17 protein-coding genes are annotated in these 18,515 nt (G+C 29.8%); 12 read left to right on the top strand and 5 right to left on the bottom strand.

Going from position 1 to position 18,515, the window contains the following annotated elements; all coding sequences use genetic code 11:
• The 6 genes from KQI18_RS10570 to KQI18_RS10545 all read left to right on the top strand — a co-directional run bounded on the left by KQI18_RS10570 (position 1) and on the right by KQI18_RS10545 (position 6,171).
• Positions 1-834, top strand: coding sequence for an ABC transporter permease (locus KQI18_RS10570; protein WP_216467828.1), 834 nt, complete (start codon positions 1-3; stop codon positions 832-834).
• 8 nt (positions 835-842) lie between these two features.
• Positions 843-1,838 carry an ABC transporter ATP-binding protein gene (locus KQI18_RS10565; RefSeq protein ID WP_216467826.1) on the top strand — a complete coding sequence of 332 codons (996 nt, stop codon included), beginning with the start codon at positions 843-845 and terminating at the stop codon, positions 1,836-1,838.
• Positions 1,828-2,802 carry an ABC transporter ATP-binding protein gene (locus KQI18_RS10560; protein WP_216467824.1) on the top strand — a complete coding sequence of 325 codons (975 nt, stop codon included), beginning with the start codon at positions 1,828-1,830 and terminating at the stop codon, positions 2,800-2,802. The genes KQI18_RS10565 and KQI18_RS10560 overlap by 11 nt, the downstream gene beginning before the upstream one ends.
• Positions 2,803-2,863: 61 nt before the next feature.
• The gene (gene msrB / locus KQI18_RS10555) at positions 2,864-3,817 is read left to right on the top strand and encodes a peptide-methionine (R)-S-oxide reductase MsrB (protein ID WP_216467823.1); all 954 of its coding nucleotides are present in this window, start codon (positions 2,864-2,866) and stop codon (positions 3,815-3,817) included.
• Positions 3,818-4,032: 215 nt separating this feature from the next.
• Positions 4,033-5,241: a DHHA1 domain-containing protein gene (locus tag KQI18_RS10550; RefSeq protein WP_236887736.1), complete on the top strand. Its 1,209-nt coding sequence runs from the start codon at positions 4,033-4,035 to the stop codon at positions 5,239-5,241.
• A 93-nt stretch (positions 5,242-5,334) separates the two neighbouring features.
• On the top strand, positions 5,335-6,171 hold the full coding sequence (locus tag KQI18_RS10545) for a putative ABC transporter permease (RefSeq protein WP_216467822.1): 837 nt from the start codon (positions 5,335-5,337) through the stop codon (positions 6,169-6,171).
• A gap of 148 nt (positions 6,172-6,319) precedes the next feature.
• Here the strand turns inward: KQI18_RS10545 and KQI18_RS10540 are convergent, their stop codons facing one another.
• Complete coding sequence (locus KQI18_RS10540) at positions 6,320-6,760, bottom strand: hypothetical protein (RefSeq protein WP_216467821.1); 441 nt, start codon at positions 6,758-6,760, stop codon at positions 6,320-6,322.
• A gap of 337 nt (positions 6,761-7,097) precedes the next feature.
• On the opposite strand from KQI18_RS10540, the gene KQI18_RS10535 reads away from it, so the two are divergent.
• Positions 7,098-8,444 carry an aminotransferase class III-fold pyridoxal phosphate-dependent enzyme gene (locus KQI18_RS10535; protein WP_236887735.1) on the top strand — a complete coding sequence of 449 codons (1,347 nt, stop codon included), beginning with the start codon at positions 7,098-7,100 and terminating at the stop codon, positions 8,442-8,444.
• A gap of 73 nt (positions 8,445-8,517) precedes the next feature.
• Here KQI18_RS10535 and hydG read toward each other — a convergent pair whose 3' ends face one another.
• Genes hydG through KQI18_RS10515 form a run of 4 tightly spaced genes read right to left on the bottom strand, consistent with a single transcriptional unit; the run spans position 8,518 to position 12,458 of the window.
• A complete protein-coding gene (hydG, locus tag KQI18_RS10530; RefSeq protein WP_216467819.1) occupies positions 8,518-9,894 on the bottom strand; it encodes a [FeFe] hydrogenase H-cluster radical SAM maturase HydG in 1,377 nt (458 codons plus the stop codon).
• Positions 9,894-10,979 carry a [FeFe] hydrogenase H-cluster radical SAM maturase HydE gene (gene hydE, locus KQI18_RS10525; protein WP_216467818.1) on the bottom strand — a complete coding sequence of 362 codons (1,086 nt, stop codon included), beginning with the start codon at positions 10,977-10,979 and terminating at the stop codon, positions 9,894-9,896. Before hydE ends, hydG begins: the two co-directional genes overlap by 1 nt.
• The gene (gene hydF / locus KQI18_RS10520; protein ID WP_216467816.1) at positions 10,966-12,195 is read right to left on the bottom strand and encodes a [FeFe] hydrogenase H-cluster maturation GTPase HydF; all 1,230 of its coding nucleotides are present in this window, start codon (positions 12,193-12,195) and stop codon (positions 10,966-10,968) included. The genes hydE and hydF overlap by 14 nt, the downstream gene beginning before the upstream one ends.
• An 11-nt stretch (positions 12,196-12,206) precedes the next feature.
• Positions 12,207-12,458, bottom strand: a complete 252-nt coding sequence (locus KQI18_RS10515; protein ID WP_216467814.1) for a TM1266 family iron-only hydrogenase system putative regulator — start codon at positions 12,456-12,458, stop codon at positions 12,207-12,209.
• Between the two features lie 432 nt (positions 12,459-12,890).
• On the opposite strand from KQI18_RS10515, the gene KQI18_RS10510 reads away from it, so the two are divergent.
• From KQI18_RS10510 to KQI18_RS10490, 5 genes are all read left to right on the top strand, one after another.
• Positions 12,891-13,049 (top strand): hypothetical protein, encoded by a 159-nt coding sequence (locus KQI18_RS10510; RefSeq protein ID WP_216467813.1) that lies wholly within the window; start codon positions 12,891-12,893, stop codon positions 13,047-13,049.
• Positions 13,050-13,150: 101 nt separating this feature from the next.
• Positions 13,151-13,786, top strand: a complete 636-nt coding sequence (locus KQI18_RS10505; protein ID WP_216467811.1) for an endonuclease/exonuclease/phosphatase family protein — start codon at positions 13,151-13,153, stop codon at positions 13,784-13,786.
• Between the two features lie 117 nt (positions 13,787-13,903).
• A complete protein-coding gene (locus tag KQI18_RS10500; RefSeq protein WP_216467809.1) occupies positions 13,904-15,160 on the top strand; it encodes a VanW family protein in 1,257 nt (418 codons plus the stop codon).
• 260 nt (positions 15,161-15,420) lie between these two features.
• Positions 15,421-16,371 carry a protein kinase domain-containing protein gene (locus KQI18_RS10495; RefSeq protein ID WP_216467806.1) on the top strand — a complete coding sequence of 317 codons (951 nt, stop codon included), beginning with the start codon at positions 15,421-15,423 and terminating at the stop codon, positions 16,369-16,371.
• A gap of 192 nt (positions 16,372-16,563) precedes the next feature.
• A complete protein-coding gene (locus KQI18_RS10490; protein ID WP_216467804.1) occupies positions 16,564-18,486 on the top strand; it encodes an endonuclease MutS2 in 1,923 nt (640 codons plus the stop codon).
• The last annotated feature ends 29 nt before the right edge of the window (positions 18,487-18,515 follow it).

The raw sequence follows: 18,515 nt of genomic DNA, 5'->3' as shown, positions 1-18,515 counted from the left end.
ATGTTAGAGAGATTAAAAGATAATTTAAAAGGAAATAAATTGGCAATGATAGCCTTTATAGTAATTATCGTCTTTTGTTTGGCGTCTATACTTGCTTTTTTAAGCCCGTTTGATCCAAATAAAATAAATATTGCTGAGAGACTATTGTCTCCAAATAAAACAAATATTTTTGGTACGGATAATATGGGGAGAGATTACTTTACTAGAACATTGTATGGAGGTAGGGTATCACTTACAGTTGGCTTTTTATCTATGCTAATTTCTACATCAGTAGGAACTTTTGTAGGTGCAATTAGCGGATACTTTGGTGGCGTAATAGATGCCTTTATAACAAGAGTTTTAGATATACTTATGAGTATACCAACATTTTTTTTGATACTTGTTATAAACTCCTTTTTTGGATCTAGTATAAAAAATATAATAATAGTAATAGGACTTCTTGGATGGATGAGTGTAGCAAGAGTAGTTAGATCTGAAACACTATCAATTAAGGAGAGAGAATATGTGTTGTATGCTAAAAGCTTAGGGCAAAGGCCATTAAAGATTATTACTAAACACATCATTCCAAGTATTCTACCTACAGTTATAGTAACAGCAAGTATAAATATTGCTAATTCTGTACTGATGGAATCATCTCTTAGTTTTTTAGGGTTAGGTGTGCAGCAACCAAATTCATCTTGGGGAAGTATGCTAAAAGATGCTCAGGGGTTTTTAACTGATGCTCCACATATGGCTATGTTTCCAGGTCTATTCATACTATTAACAGTTCTTAGCTTTAACCTAATGGGTGATACATTAAGATCAGTATTTGAAGCTAAGTCAAATGAGAGATAGGTGGTAAAATGAATAATAAAGAGCAAATATTAGATGTGAAAAATTTAAAAACTTCATTTAATACAAAAATGGGTGAAGTAGAAGCGGTTAGAGATATAAGTTTTGACATATATAAAAATGAGATTGTTGGTCTAGTCGGAGAAAGTGGAAGTGGTAAAAGTATAACTTCGAAATCTATAATGAAACTCATAGAAAAGCCTGGGTTTATTAAAGATGGAAGAATAGTTTTTAACGGTGTAGACCTTATAAAGCTAAGTGAGAAACAGATGAGAAATATTAGGGGAAATGAGATTTCAATGGTATTTCAAGATTCTATGACAGCTTTAAACCCTCTTATTAAAGTGGGAAAACAGATGACAGAAATAATAGTTAGACATCAAAAAGTAGGAAAAGCACAAGCTAAAAATAAAGCTATAGAAATTTTAGCAATGGTTGGAATTCCTGATCCTCATATAAGATTTGATAATTATCCTCATGAATTTAGTGGAGGTATGAGGCAAAGAGTATGCATTGCAATGGCTATAAGTTCATCACCAAAACTGTTAATTGCAGATGAGCCAACAACAGCTTTAGATGTTACTATACAGGCTCAAATACTTAAGCTTATTAAGGAGCTAAATGATAAAAATGAAAACTCTACACTTTTAATTACTCATGATCTAGGTGTTGTTTATAATACATGTGATAGAGTGATTGTTATGTACGGTGGAATGATAATGGAAAAGGGAACAGTAACAGAGATATTCAAGTACAGTAAGCATCCATACACAATAGGACTTCTAAAATCAATTCCTAAAGGAAGGGATTCAAAAAAACAAAGATTATCTTCAATTGAAGGAACACCACCAAGTTTATTAAATCCTAGTAATGGTTGTCCTTTCTATGAAAGATGTGATAGGAAAAAAGAAGTTTGTAAGAATAAACTGCCAAATACAATTAAAATCAATGACACTCATAGTGCAATGTGTTGGCAAGTAGATGGAGTTGAGCAATATGGAAACTAATAATAAGATCGAAAATTTATTTGAGGTAAAAAACCTTAAAAAATATTTTACTCAAACTGCTGGCTTGATAAAAAAAGAAACTAAAAGTGTAAAAGCAGTAGATGGTGTGAGTTTTAATATAAAAAGGGGAGAAACTCTAGGTTTAGTAGGAGAAAGTGGCTGTGGTAAATCTACATTGGGAAGAACTTTAATAAGATTATACGATGCGACTGAAGGTGAAATTATTTTTGATGGAGAAAACATAGCTGGTAAAAATGAGAAAGAATTGAGAGAAACAAGAAAAAAAATCCAAACAATCTTTCAAGATCCATATGCATCATTAAACCCTAATATGACTGTCAAAGAAATTATAGAAGAGCCATTAGATCTTTATTTAAATATGAGAAAGGGTGAAAAAGATAAAGTAGTTGCAGAGATGCTTCAAAAAGTTGGATTAACTAAAGAACATGAAAATAGATATCCACATGAGTTTAGTGGAGGCCAAAGACAGCGCATAGGAATAGCTAGAGCATTAGCTGTAAAGCCAGAGTTTATATTTTGTGATGAGCCTATTTCTGCTTTAGATGTATCAATACAAGCTCAAATAATAAACTTGCTTGAGGACTTACAACAAGAATTAGGGATAACTTATTTATTTATAGCACATGATTTATCTATGGTTAGACATATAAGTGATAGAGTTTGTGTTATGTACTTAGGAAAGATTGTAGAGATAGGAAGTAGCGATGATATTTACCAAAATCCAAAACATCCATATACGCAAGCACTACTAAGCAGTATCCAAACTATTGATAAAACTTCAGAAGAAGAAATTTTGGAAGGCGATTTACCAAGCCCATTAAATCCTCCAAGTGGATGTAGATTTCGAACTAGATGTAAGTATGCTACAGAAAAGTGTAAAATTGAGGAGCCTAAGGAACGTTCATTTGGAAAAGAACATTTAGCTTATTGCCATAAATATTAAGGATTAGATCGGTATTTCTTGGGGATAAATATAATAAATGAATGGATTGGAGTGGTGAACTATGAAAAAACTTGCAACTTTTGCGGGAGGATGTTTTTGGTGCATGGTAAAGCCGTTTGATAAATACGATGGAGTAGATAGAGTAGTCTCAGGATATACAGGAGGTTTAGTTGATAATCCAACATACGAAGATGTTTGTAGCGGGAATACTGGACACTTTGAGGCAGTTCAAATAACATATGATGATGAAATAATGGATTATAAAGACATTTTAAATATATACTGGAAGCAAATTGATCCTACGGACGATGGAGGTCAATTTTTTGATAGAGGTCCTCAGTATAAGACGGCTATATTCTATCAGGATGAAGAGCAAAAAGAGATGGCCTTAAAATCTAGAGAGGAAATACAAAATAGCGGTATATTTGATAAAGAGATTGTTACTCAGATACTTCCATTAGGCGTATTTTATGAGGCAGAAGAAAGACATCAAGATTATTACAAGAAGAAGCCAGATCACTATACAATGCAATTTAAAAACTCTGGAAGATACAATTTTGTTAAAAGTTACTGGGATGGAAATAATGTAAATAGGGAAAATCTTAAAAAAGTACTTACACCAGTACAATTTGAGGTAACCCAAAATGATATGACAGAGGTCCCTTTTGAAAATGAGTTCTATGATAATGAAGAAGAAGGTATATATGTTGATATAGTAAGTGGAGAAGTATTGTTTTCATCAAAAGATAAATTTGACTCTGGGTGTGGCTGGCCTAGTTTTTCTAAACCAGTGGAAGATAGTAGCATAATGGAAAGATCTGATTTTTCTCAAGGAATGTATAGAACTGAGGTAAGAAGTAATAAGGCTAACTCTCATCTTGGGCATGTATTTGATGATGGACCACAAGAGCTTGGAGGTTTAAGATACTGCATCAATTCAGCAGCGCTTAGATTTATACCTAAAGAAAACTTGAAAAATGAAGGTTATGTAGATTTCCTAAAGTTATTTGAATAAGTCTATCGAGATTAATTTTTATACATTTAAAAACATATTGAGAAAATATATATAGTGTACAATTTTTTTGGTATTTGGTAGAATATATTAAAACTGTATTATAGTATATTTTCTCAATGTTATAATTGATTTTAGAATTAAATAAATCAGTATATAAAAGAGAAGCATATGCTTCTCTTTTTAGTTATATATTGGATATAGAACGGAGTGGTGTTTTGGTTACACAAAAATTGTATTATGAGGATCAATATTTAAGAAACTTTACTGCTGAAATTTTAGAAATAAAAGAAATGGATGAAAAATACCATGTACTTTTGGACAAAACAGCATTTTTTCCAGGTGGAGGAGGCCAGTTTAGAGATACAGGGACAATCGAAGATCATAAAGTAATAGAGGTATATGAAGTTGGCGGAAAAATATTTCATGTAGTGGAAAAAAGACCTATAAAATTACATAAAGTCAAATGTAGTATAGACTGGGATAGAAGAGAAGATGGCATGCATCAACATTTTGGACAGCATGTATTGTCGGGATCTTTTTATAAGCTTTTAAATTTAAATACTGTTAGCTTTCATCTTGGTAGTGACATAAGTACAGTAGATATAGAGGGTTATATAAATGAAGAAGATATTAGAAGAGTCGAAGTATTCGCAAATGAAAAGATAAGAGAAAATCTAAAAGTAAATTATTTAACTCCATCTAGAAAAGAACTCAAAAAAATGTGGTTAAGAAGAGATCTGCCAAAAACCGATGATGATATACGAGTAGTTGAGATCGAAAGTTTAGATATAAATGCGTGTTGCGGAGTACATCCAAGTAGTACAGCAGACCTTAGAGTTATCAAAATTAAAAAATTTGAAAAGCATAAGAAGTCAACAAGAATTGAATTTATTGCAGGTAAAAGGGCAGTCGACTATTTGTTAAATAGAGACTTATATCTTACTAAAATATGTAATTATTTAAGCTGTAGTGAAGAAGATGCTTTAAATGGAATATCTAATCTAAATAAAAAATTGGATGATGTGGTATCAAAAAATAAGAAACTTGAAGATAAAGTGGCTGATTTCGAAATAAGAGATATGATTAATTCTTCAAAAAAAGTTGGTTGTATTTCTGTAGTCACAAAATTGTATGAAGGTGAAGATATAAAGTACATAAGCAAAATTGCAAATATGGTAGCTGAAAATAATAACAGTGTAGCAATTTTTGCAGTTGAACTCAAAGATAAAGTGAATTTGATATTCTCGTGTTCTGATGATATTAAGGATAAGATTCATATGGGAAACTTACTCAAAGATACTATTAAACTTATAGATGGAAATGGTGGAGGCAGCCAAACATTTGCACAAGGCGGTGGCAAAAATAATGGTAATGTAGAGTCTGCTCTTGATTACGCCTATATGAAGATAGAGAAATTGGTTTAGGTTAGATAAAGGCTCTTACTAAATATAAAATAAAAATATAAAAGCTATAGTTCAAATAATAAATAGTTTATATATAATTTAGGAGAGATTAATATGGAATTAATGAGTAGGTATATTTTATACTTTTTCCTATACTCTTTTTTAGGATGGTTGTGCGAAAGTATATATTGTTCGGTTGGTATCAAGAAAGTTATAAACAGGGGATTTTTAAATGGTCCAATATGTCCTATATATGGATTTGGAGCTATGCTTGTAATATTTCTAATAGAAGGATTTAAGGATAATATATTCTTTCTGTTTTTATTTGGAATGCTTATTACATCAATACTAGAGTATATATCTGGATATATACTAGAAACTTTGTTTCATACAATGTGGTGGGATTATTCCAAAAGAAAGTTCAACATTAAAGGTAGAGTATGTTTAAAAAATGCTATTTACTTTGGAATAATGTCAGTTGTTTTAATGAAAATAATACATCCATTTATAATAGATATAGTAGATGATTTTTCACCAAAAGCGACGATTATTATATCAGTAATTGCAATACTTACGACTTCTCTAGATATGTTAATTACTTTAAGGACTATGAACAAGTTAAGCATAAAGTTACAATGGTTAGATGAAATTATTGAAGATTTAAGTAAGATTAATATTAAATTAGAGAAATTTGATGAAGAAGAAATCAAAAAGGCAATAGCTGAAATAAGAAATAGAGAAGGTCATATTCAGATTAAATTTAGAGAAATATATAGAAAAATAGAAGACGTTAGAAATCAATCTGTTTTACAAAGAAGATTAATGAGAGCATTTCCAAATATGCAAAGCAATAGAAGAAGAGATCAGCTGAATTATTATAGACAGTTAGCTATACAAAAAAAGAAAAAAATAGATAAAAGTATAAAAAATAGATTAAATAAATTTGAATAAGAATAATTAAAGTTAAATTAAATAATGAGATATTCTTAATATCAAGTGATTTTTATTTGGAATTTATCTCATAAATAAAAAAATTAGGCTATCGACCTTTAGAAGTCGATAGCCTAAATAACTATATAATGTTTAAAAAATTATTAAATCAGACTGAGATATCTAATGAATTAGATATAAATTTATTTAAAGTTATTTTGTTTAAAGCACTTGTGAAATCTGGGATATCAGAAAATGAATTTGTGTTTTGAGAAACTTTTAAAATAAATAGGGATACTAACAGAACTAGTATTACCATATAAAATATTTTCACATAGATATTGGTGTTAGATTTTTTAAATCTATTTTTTTTATAATTATTTTTATATTCATTTATTGAAAAAAAGTTTACATAGCTGTCCTTATAATTTATCTTGCACTTTTTAGCATTATTCTTCTTTTTTATACCATCTCTTTTTCCGTTTTTAGGAAAAGGGATAACTTTAGGAGAATCACTTGATATAAGTTTTTTATCAGAAATGATATTATTTGTTAAATCATCTTCTTTTTTTCTGAAAGCAATCGTATTATTGGTATTATTATTTTTCAATATAATTTTACCTCCCCAGAATACTCCTTTTTAATAATATTACTACGAAGAAAGAAAATATACAATAAGATAAGAGTAAATTTATAAAGTCTTATAAATTTGCTATGAAAACGATACCATTGAAATGTACTATGATAATATTAATATATTTTTATGGGAATTTTATCGAATATTTAGAAAATTTAAAAACATTATTGACAATCTATATAATAAATAATAACATTAGAATAATAAAAATTTGAGGTATTTAAAAAAAATTTAACAAAATTAACTTAATAAAATGTTATATTTATGGAGTGGTAATTTTTTGAATAAAATTAATAGGGGGGGAATAGACTTGAGCATAGCAACTAGTAATACTATTGTTGAGAAAGAAAAAAAGTATATAGCAAAAACACAAAAAATACCTTACTACCCTGTTGCATTTAAATCGGGTAAAGGGGCAATGTTATATGATCATGAGGGAAACGAATATGTAGATTTTTTAGCAAGTGCAGGATCAGCAAATATAGGTCATGGTAATAAAGAGTTAGCAGAAGCAGTAAAAGAACAGATGGATGATTTAACTCAGTACACCTTAGCATATTTTAACAGTGAACCTCCTATTAAACTTGCAGAAAAATTAGTTGAGATATCTCCTGGTGACAATAATAAAAAGGTATTGTACAGTGCAACAGGTTCTGCATGTATAGATGCTGCTATAAAACTTGCAAGAGGATATACAAGAAGAACAAAAATTATCTCATTCTTTGAGTCATATCATGGAAGTACTTTTGGAGCGATGTCTATTTCAGCCTTAAGTACTAATATGAGAAGAAAAATGGGACCGCTATTATCAGATATATATCATTTTAACTACCCTACATGTGGAAAATGTCCCTATTCAAAAGAAGAAGAGAATTGTTCTTTAGAGTGTGTTAAGGAAATTGAGTTTGCATTTGACCATTATCTTCCATCAGAAGAAGTGGCAGCAATATTTATAGAGCCCATAGCTGGAGATGCAGGTATAATTGTGCCACCACAAAAATGGGTTAAAGCTATAAGAGATATCTGTGATTGTAATGGTATTGTACTTGTGAGTGACGAGATACAACAGGGAATGGGTAGAACAGGTAAATGGTTTGGTATTGAAAACTTTGACATAGAAGCAGATTTATTAGTACTCGGTAAATCTGTAGGAGGTGGGCTACCACTTGGAGCTGTAGTGGGTAAATCTGATATATTGGATAGTCTAGATGCTCCAGCACATGTATTTACATTATCGGGAAATACCACTGTGTGTGTTGCAGCTTTAAAGGCCATTGAAATACTTGAGAGAGAAAATGCACTTAAAAATAGTATAGAAATGGGCGATTATATAAAGGATGGATTTGAGAGACTAAGAGAAAAATATGATATAATTGGCGAAATAAGAGGAATAGGACTTTCAATAGGTGTAGACGTAGTTAAGGGTAAGGGATCTAAAGAAAAGAATCCTGATGCCACAACTAAAATATGCTATAGATGTATTCAAACTGGTCTTGTAATGATTTTCTTAGGTCAATCAACGCTTAGGGTTCAACCACCTCTTGTAATAACAAAAGAACAGATTGATATAGCTATGAAAATTATAGATTCAGCTATAGATGATTATTTAAACGGTAGAATCGGTGATGAAGTATATGAAGTAACACAAGGATGGTAAAAATTTCAAATGCGTCTTAAATCTATTTAAATGGATCTAAGACGCATTTTTATATAATTAAATAATAAATTGTTTATAAGTATAAATCTCTTTTACCCTCTTTGAGAGCAACCAAATTATTTGTTACAATGTTTTTTATATCATCTCTTTCAATGTTTTGTATCTGTTCATTAATAAATTTTTCTCCGATTTCTTTTAGTTCTTCATCACCGTAATCTATAAGAAATTCCATTAGTGTAGTTAAGGCATTTGGGGTACAGACATTATGTATTTGACCAGTCTTCGCTAAACTCATAAATCTATCACCAGTTCTACCTTTTCTGTAACAAGCAGTACAATAGCTAGGGATATATCCACTAGAAATTAGATTTTTTAACATTTCGTTGGCATCTCTGTGATCTCCTACTTCAAATTGATCAATGACATCTCCGTCTTCATAAGCTTTGTATCCACCAACGCCAGTAAGTGAACCCACACTTACTTGCGATACTCCGTATTTTAGTAGTTCATCTCTCATAGATGCTTCTTCACGTGTGGACATGATTATTCCTGTGTAGGGAACTGCAAGACGTGTAATAGCCACTATTTTTTTGAACATTTCATCATCTACAATATTTGGAAAATCTTTTAAACTCATACCTTCAGCTTTTTTTAGCCTAGGGAAAGATATTGTATGGAAACCTACACCATATTTTTCTTCTAAATGTTCATTATGCATCATAAGTCCAAGAACTTCAAATTTCGGATCGGCTAGTCCGAATAAAACTCCAGCACCAACGTCATCAACACCAGCTTCCATAGCTCTGTCAAAAGCTGTAAGATGGTATTCATAATCATTCTTAATAGATTTTCCATGCATTTTTTTAAATGTTGGCTCGTGATATGTCTCTTGGAATAGAATATAAGTGCCAATTCCTTTATCTTTTAATAGTCTGTAATTTTCAACTGTAGTAGCCGCTATATTTACATTCACTCTTCTGATATTTCCGTTTTCATTATAAGTTGAGTATATAGCATCAAGAGCATCTAAAATATAATTTATATCACAATTGATAGGATCTTCTCCAGCTTCTAGTGCAAGTCTTTTATGCCCCATTTTCTCAAGAATCTTTACTTCTTCCTTGATCTCATCCATATTTAATTTTTTTCTACAGAATTTATTAGATCTACTAAAACCACAATAAGCACAATCATTTACACAGTAATTTGAGATATACAGAGGTGCAAATAAAACAACTCTGTTACCATAGATTTCATTTTTTATTTCCCCGGCTATTTTATAAAGCTTGTCTATTTGGTCTTTGTTTTCTATCTCTAATAAAGTTGCTATATCACTGTGACTCAATTTTTCTCTGTTTTGAGCTTTATCTAGTACTGTATCAATATCTTCTGCAGTTGAGTTTTTTGCTTCTTTTAATAATGATTCAATTAATTCATGGTTTATAAACATTATAAACGCCTCCATTCTATATTATCTCCACGAGAATAATCTACTTTCAAACCTATATTTTCAAGACTTTCTTCTAATTCTTTGTGGTACTCAAAAGCTTCTTTTCCTGTTGCAAGCTTGTTGTTGTAAAGAGAGTACTGTTTTCTATGCTCTTTAGGCGAAAGATTAGGCATTATTACATTACATCCAGCCAGCAGACCAGCTTTTCTACCATTAGGATCTATTGAAGCTAAAGCAGTTGTAGCAGGTAATAAGCATTTTGGAAGAAGAAGTCTAGTAATAGCCAACATCAGTACAGTCTTTCTTAAGTCACCATGATTACAATCTTTAAACTTAGTATCTATATGAGGTATAAATGGACCTATACCAACCATATGAGGATTGAATTTTTTTATAAATATTAAATCAGATACTAATTCTTTATCAGTTTGATGCGGGGATCCAACCATAAAGCCAGCTCCAACTTGAAAACCAATTTTCTTTAACTCATTTAGGCACTTCACTCTACTTTCAAGTTTCATTTCATCTGGGTGCAATTTGTTATAGTGATCTGTCGTAGCTGTTTCATGTCTTAGTAAAAATCTATCCGCACCAGAGTCGTAGTACTTTTTATACGAATCGAAACTTTTTTCACCTATGGACAGTGTAATTGCACAATCAGAATATTTGTATTTTATACTACTTATAATATCTGCCATCATCTCATCAGTAAAATAAGGATCTTCACCCCCCTGAAGTACAAAGGTTCTATAACCAATCTTATATCCTATATCGCAACAATCTAATATACTCTCTTTATCTAGTCGATATCTTTCTACATTTTTATTTGATGCTCTAATACCACAGTAGTAACAATCATTTTTGCAGATATTTGATATTTCAATTAAACCTCTTAAATAAACACTATGTCCATAATTTCTATGTCTTAAGTCATCAGCTTTTTTACATATATAGTTGAATAGATTTTCTTCTAAATTATACTCAGGATTATCGATATTTTCTACAAGATAAAGTAGCTGATTATAGTCTAAATTGTTATCGCTATTCAGTTTGTCTATCAGTAGCTTAACTTTATTTATCGTCATTTGTATTAGCTCCTTCAAATATTTCAATTGATCTTTCTAGGATACCCTTTACAAAGGCTATAAGTATACCATAATTTACAATGGGAACATTGTGAGATTTAGCTTTTTCAATTCTTGATAACATTTCTTTTCTATTCATCATGCATGCTCCACAGTGTACTACTAAGCTGTATTTGTTTATATCTTCAGTGAACGATACTCCTGAGCTAAATTCAAAATTAAGATCTTTTTCAGTCTTTTTCTTTAGCATATTTGGTATTTTTATTCTACCTATGTCATCGTCTTGTGCATGATGTGTACATCCTTCTGCCATAAGTATTGTATCTCCATCTTTCAGATTATTTATGGCATTAGCTCCATCTATTAATTCATTAAGATCGCCTTTCTGTCTAGCAAATAGAATAGAAAAAGATGTAAGCGGTATATCCTTTGGAGTTTCCTTATCTACTTCAGAAAATGCCTGTGAATCGGTTATAACTAACTTAGGTTTTTTAGATATACTGTTTAGAGTTTCTCTTAGTGTATTTTCTTTTGTAACAATTGGTATGGCATTGTTGTCTAAACAATCTCTTATGACTTGTTGCTGAGGAAGTATAAGTCTTCCTTTAGGGGCAGATTTATCGATAGGGGTTACAAGTATAACTATATCATTTTCCTCTACTAAATCTGAAACAAGCAGTGATTCATTTTTATTTCTTGGAATTATTTTGATGATTTCTTCTTTTATTTTATCTATCCCAACATTAGTAGATGCTGAAGATAAAACTACATTAGAAGAAGTTTTTTCTTTTATTTCTTCGAGTTGTCTGGTTGATATTTTTTTCGTATCTGACTTATTTAATACAATTAGGTAAGGGATGTTTTTAACTTTGAATTTTTTTATTAAATCCAGATCTTCTTTTAGAATGCCAGAATTCACATCGGAAACTAATAGAGCAATATCTGTTTTATCTAAAACATCTAAAGATTTTTTTATTCGAAGTTCACCTAACTCACCACAATCATCGATTCCAGCTGTATCTATAAGCACACAAGGTCCAATAGGAAGTATTTCTATTGGTCTAAATACAGGATCAGTAGTTGTTCCTTTCACATCTGATACAATGGATATATCTTGATTTGATAGTGCGTTGATCAAGCTTGATTTACCAGAATTTCTTTTTCCGAATATACCGATGTGAGTTCTCACTGATTTTGGTGTTGAGTTTAATGACATTGATCTACCTCCTACAGTTCTTTTTTTGATATGCTAGTTTTTACTAAAACACTAGGTATATTTCCGAGTTTACCAGTTAAATTGTTAATGTCATCTAGATCTGAAGCAACGACAATACAAATTACGGATACACCTTCAGATTCACAAGGAATCCCCATACGGCCCTTTATAATACCTTTAAAAGATGATACTATCTCATTAAATTTATGTTGTGTTTTTTCTGGTTCTTCTAATATTGCACTTATAACCGCGATTTTTCTCATAAAACTCTCCTTAAAATAAAAAACTTTTCTTTGATAATGCAAAAATCTACAACAAAGAAAAGTTAGTATTTCATGTTTAATCAACATATGTACTAAATTTCCCAGCAGATTAGAAAAAACTTTTCTGATAGGGTTATCAGTTTTTATAATGAGACAATTGACTGAAGAAAAAAGACAAAACTTTTGACTAAAGAAAATTGATACTATATATATGATAATTCTATTTTATTAATTCGTCTATATAAAATTAATTTTAAAAAATAAAAATTAGTATTGAATCGAACAAATGTATGGTGTATAATTAAGGAACAGATGTTTGGTAATGGAGTTTTTCTTATATTTAACTGATTATTTGAGAATAATATGAATATAAGTGCAGAATAATAAATATAATTAACTATAAATATTTTAAAAGGAGAGCATATACATATTATGATTAAACCTAGAAAAATAAAAGATATAACACTTATGAATTTGAAAAATGGTGATGTTACATTAAGCGAATTGGATGAAATATATAAAAAAATGGGATTTTTATTTGTAGTAAGTGAGGGAAGATTTACTAGAATAAAAAAAGAACTACAACATTAAAATAAAACTATTTACGATTTGGATAACCTAACTTAGTATAAAGACAGATACTTTAGTTAGGTTTTTTATTTAACTATTTATCTGTGTGAAAGGAGATATGTATGAGGGTTATTACTTATAATATCCATAAAGGGATGGATGCAAAAAATAAGCCTACACTTTTAAAAATAGGAAAATACTTAAAAAAGCAACACTGTGATGTGATTTGTCTACAGGAGGTCTTATATCCTCAGTTTTTAATACTTAAAAAACAGATAAATATGAAAGGAATTTTTGCTGCAAATGTAAAAAAACCTGGTATGCTTTATGGAATATGTATATTTACAAAAATCAAGGAGTTTAGCAGTCATCATTTTTTACTGACCAGTAAAAAAGAGCAAAGAGGAGCACTTTGTCTAAGCTATGTAACGGATAAAGGATACATGAATATAATAAATACACATTTAGGGTTAGATAAAGAAGAAAGAAATATTCAACTAAACGAAATTATGGACTATACAAAGTGTTTAGTTGGAAATAAGATTGTTTGTGGGGATTTTAATGAGAAAAATATAAATATTGGACCATTTATTGATACAGCAATTTTGGCCGATTACAAAGATCAATCTACATTCTGGCCATCAAATTCACGCATTGATTACGTTTTCGTAGATAAACAGCTAAGCATAATTAACTATAAAGTTGATAAAATCAAACTGTCTGACCATTTTCCACTTTTTTGTGAAATTAACAAATAAATGTAACAATATAGTTACATTTAGCTAAAGGTGTTGTTTATGAATTTCTATTAAAATATAATCTAATTAGTCCTAAAAATATAGAATAGTTTTTTTGCATGATAAAGAGGTGATAATATGAGTGATAGTTCGGCAGAAGTAGAAAAACTCAGCAAGTTTAAAAATAAGAAATTAAACATGGTGATATTAGGTATAGCGGTCTTATTATTAGTAATAATTTTGTCTTTTAATAAATTTTTCCTATACAACGGCAAAATAGCTAAGAATGTATTTGTTCAGGGTGTTGAGGTATCAAATATGACACAAGATCAAGCTTTTGATAAAGTAAGTGATAAGTATAACCCAAGAGACTTAAGCTTAGAGTACGATAAAAAAAATTATAAAATACATGCAAAAGATATAGACTTAAAGTACGACATAGATGGAGCTGTTAAAGATGCTTACGATCTTACTAAAAAAGATTCATATTTTAGGAACGTAAAAAAATATTTTGGTGTACTGTTTAATAAAGGAAATATAAACATCAAAACAAATTTTGATGAAGCGAAACTTAGCACTAAAGTTTCAGAAATAGCTAATGACATAAATATAAAAATGGAAAATGCTGCAGTGGTGATAGACGGTGGAATAAACTATAAAGATGCAGTTACAGGACGAGAATTTGATGTAGCAACCAATAAAGAAGCTATTTATGAAAAAATAGATAAAAAAGATACAACACCATTACATATCAAAGTAAACTTAAAAAAACCAGAGATAACATTAGATCAAGTAAAGAAAGTTGATGCAGTTTTAGCACAGTATTCTACTAATTATGGAACGAGCTCTTATGGAAGAGCATATAACGTTGGATTGTCTGCTAGAAAGACAAGTGACGTGCTACTTATGCCTGGGGAAGAGTTCTCTTATAATGCGATGACAGGACCAAGTAATAGAGCTAATGGATATAAAAATGCTCCTGTTATAGTGTATGGTAAACTTCAGCAAGCACCAGGAGGAGGTGTTTGTCAAACATCATCTACTGTATATAATGCAGCACTTTTTTCAGGAATGCAGATAACAGAAGTTACTAACCATTCAGCAGCTTCTTCATATGTACCAAGGGGTAGAGATGCTACAGTTAGTGATGGAGGTTTAAATCTAAGATTTAAAAATCCATACAAACACCCAGTTTTTGTTAAGAACACTGCGAATGGAAGTGTTGTTACATCTACAATTTATGGCAACTCAGCTGACAAACAAAACATAAGTATAGATGTTAGATACAGTTCTGGAAAGTATTCTACATATAGATACTTTAAAGATGATTCAGGTAACATTGTTAAGAGTGAACATATTTCTGACAGCAAGTACAAACAACTAAAGAAAAATTAAAAAATATAAAAAATAAAATTAACTCATATCGTATTATGGTGCTACTCTTCCTTACGATATGAGTTTTCTAGTTGGATAAAAAATGAAATAATTAATTACATTCTTTTAAAACATAAGAACAGAGATTATAATTAAAATTATAAAAACAGTGATTTAAGTAAGATAGAAGCTAATTATATATACCTATATGGTAAATAACTTTATATATTGCTATAATCATATATATATTTAGAAGAAAAAATTTGTGGGGGGCGGAGCTTTTGAATTTGATAGATAAAAAGTATAAACTATTAGATTCTAATGATTTTATAGAAGATAATAAATTGTACAGAGGAAAAGACATTAGGAACGATAGAGATGTTCTTATAAAACTTATAAAGATAAACGAAAGTATCTGTGACGAGTTTTTGACGAATTTAATAGACGAAATAACTGTCTTATCAGATCTAAACTCTCCATATATGCTAAAAACATTGGATGTGGGTGTAGAAAAATTTGAAGGCTCATTATATGTTTATATAATTAGTGAGTACTATAAAGGCGTTACATTAGATGTTATAATCGCTGAGCAAGATCTTCAATTAGACTATGTGATTAAGATAGTTATCCAGGCTCTGAAATCACTTGAATCCGCTCATTCAGTTCAAACCTATCATGGTTCATTAAATCCGAGTAGTATAATAGTAGATGAGAATTATAATGTTAAAGTTTGTAATTTCGGTATTACTAAAGCAAATAACGGAGTTCATACTAGATGTGCAGGGAGTTTAGATTATATGTGTCCTCATCAACTATGTGTTGATTATACAGATAAAGACAGTGATTTTTTTAGCTTAGGTGAAATATTTTATGAAGCTTATTTTGGAGAAAAAATATTTGGTAACGTTACTTCAGAAAAAGAACTTCTTAAGGTTATAGATAAAGGTATAAATTGGAAGATATCAAAATACAAAGATGAAAGTAAGGAGTTAATAAGAGTTTTAAGTAAACTTTTAGACAGGGATAAGAGTTATAGTAACTCACAAGAAGTTATAATAGATTTAAGTGGGATAATGTACGAAAAAGCTACTGAAGAAGATGAGTTGAGAGAAGAATTTTATGAAGTTATAAAAGAACAGGAAAAAAGAGAAAAAAGTAGACTTTTCAAAAATATAATCCTAGCAATTCTTATTATACTAATGATAGTTACAATGGTAATTGTGTATTTCTAAGATTGACTGTATATGATAGAATTATATATAGTAAGTTCAAATATTAAGTAAGGAGAAATGTTTTATGAAAAAAATTACTAACTATTTTGAGTCGGTAGTTAGACTTCTTAATAAATAAGGAGTCAAATATCGATGCCCCTTATTTATTAAGTCGTCAATCCGTTATTAGACTTATAAATAAAGGAGAAAAAAATGAATAGTTCAACAATAGAAAAGCTACAACTAAATGAAGTAAAAGAACAGGTAAAAACGCATTGTGTCAGTTACCTTGGTAGAAACCTTATTGATAATCTGTCTCCAAGTGGAGATATAAAAGTAGTGTCTAGAAGATTAAATGAAAATCAAGAGGCTAGACGAGTGGTTGAAAATAGTACGCACATACCATTAGAAGGTCTCTTTAATATTATTCCAGTAATAGATAAAGTTGAAAAAGGAATGATTTTAGAAGCAAGTGAACTTATAGATGTCCAAGATTTTTTAAGAGGTTGTAGAAAGATTAAAAAATTTATGGAAGAAAAGGAGTTTTACTCTCCTAAATTAAGTTCTTATTCATCTAATATAACTGAATTCAAAAATATTGAAGATGAAATAAATTACTGTATAAAAGGTAACAAAGTAGATTCAAATGCAAGTAATGAACTTAAAAAAATTAGAAGAAATATTGATACTGCTGAAGGAAAGATAAAAGATAGACTAAATAAATTTATAACTTCTAGTGTTAATAAAAAATATATACAGGAATTTATAATAACCAAGAGAAATGATCGATATGTAGTACCAATAAAGTCCTCATATAAAAATGAAGTTAAAGGAACTGTGTTAGATACTTCATCAAAGGGAAATACGGTTTTTATAGAACCAGAAAGTATATCTAAGGTTAGTACAGATTTGATAATGTTACTTGCAGAAGAGTCTGTAGAAGAATACAAAATATTGTCTCATCTGACAGAATTAATATATGAAGATATAAGAAAAATTAATCTGAATATTGAAGTGATTTCAGAGTACGATATGGTTTTTGCTAAGGCAAAGTACAGTCAAAATATAAAAGCAGTCACACCAAATATAAATAATCGTGGTTATATAAAAATAATAAATGGTAAGCATCCTTTACTAGCAGATGGAGCAGTTCCGTTAAATTTTGAAGTTGGTAAACAATATAGAAGTTTGATAATTACTGGACCAAATGCAGGTGGTAAGACTGTAACACTAAAGACAGTTGGTCTTCTAACAGCAATGGCTGAGTGTGGTTTTGATTTACCAGTAGAAGAGGGAACAGAAATCAGTGTTTTTGAAAATATTTTTGTCGATATAGGTGATAATCAAAGTATTGCAAATTCACTAAGTACTTTTTCATCCCATATAAAAAATATCGCGCACATAGTAAGAAAGTCAAATAATTCGACACTTGTACTATTAGATGAGATTGGAAGTGGAACTGATCCCAATGAAGGAGCAGGTCTAGCAATATCTATTTTAGAAGAACTGTATATGAAAGGCTGTATAACAGTAGCATCAACTCACTATGGTGAAATAAAGAAATTTGCTACACAACATCCTGATTTTGAAAATGCAGGGATGTTATTTGACCTAAATACATTAGAGCCAATGTATAAACTTACTATAGGTAAGTCTGAGGATAGTAATGCGCTATATATTTCTAGGAAGATGGGAATTTCTGAAAAGATTATACAAAGAGCTAAAGGATATATAGAAAATCGAGAATATAACTCTGAATTAATAGAAAATAATAAAATACTCAAAGAAAGTCATTCTTTAAAAGATGATAATTCTATGTCAAGTACTTATGTAGATTATGAAAGAGGAGATAGAGTTTGGCTTTTAGATAAAGGTGACTATGGAATAGTTTATAAATCTGTAGACCATTTCAACAATGTTGATGTATTTTATGATAAAAATATTATACCTGTAAATATAAAGAGACTTGAGCTAAAATCTAAAGCAGAAGATTTATATCCTCTTGGATATGATATAGATAGTCTATTTACGGAGTTTAAAGTTCGAAAGTTAGATAAAGACATAAAAAGAGGATCTAAGAAAGCCTTAAAACAGATTCGAAAACAAATCAAAAGAGATGAGGATATTTTGAGATAATATAAAAATAAATATAGGATTAAAATAAC

Origin of the sequence: Metaclostridioides mangenotii, from assembly GCF_018917235.1 — a bacterium.
GTDB lineage: Bacteria > Bacillota > Clostridia > Peptostreptococcales > Peptostreptococcaceae > Metaclostridioides.
This window is presented reverse-complemented; position numbering and strand designations above follow the sequence as displayed.